Annotated in this window: 1 pseudogene; it reads left to right on the forward strand. The window is 44.9% G+C overall.

From position 1 onward, the window contains the following. Nucleotides 1-476 (forward strand): annotated as a pseudogene (locus tag A3762_RS27635) (AarF/ABC1/UbiB kinase family protein); the annotation flags it as partial. Nucleotides 477-535: the final 59 nt, after the last annotated feature.

The raw sequence follows: 535 nt of genomic DNA on the forward strand, positions 1-535 counted from the left end.
AATCTCCTCAACTTGTTCTTCTTGACTTTGGTGCGGTTCAACGCTATGACGAGAGCTTTATAAAACCCGTATGTGATATGATTCAATCTTCTTATCACAATGATCTTAAGGGCGTGATTCAAGCGGGTATTGCGCTTGATTTCATGCACGAGGATTGGCCCGATGACGTGCTCGAGACATTCGGGAAAGTCTGTATGGCTGTACTTGAACCCTTGGCTAGGACTGATTCGCCAGCAGTTTGTAAAGCAGATCATTGTGACGAATCTGGGGCTTATTTATGGGCTGAGAGTGATTTGCCAACGCGAATTGCCAAAACTGCTGCGCGTTCAGCTGTCAGCCGTTACTTCAAAATACCGCCAAAGGAGTTCGTTTTTCTAAATCGAAAACTCGTCGGCGTTTATACCTTTATCTCGGTGATTGGTGCTCAGTTTGATGGCGAGCCGCATTTGCGGCGTTTCCTATACATTAAACCATGAACTAACCTTGCAACACGTTTTGAAAATGCTCGCTTTTACTATAAAATGCGCGCCTCAAA

Source organism: Oleiphilus sp. HI0125 (genome assembly GCF_001635355.1).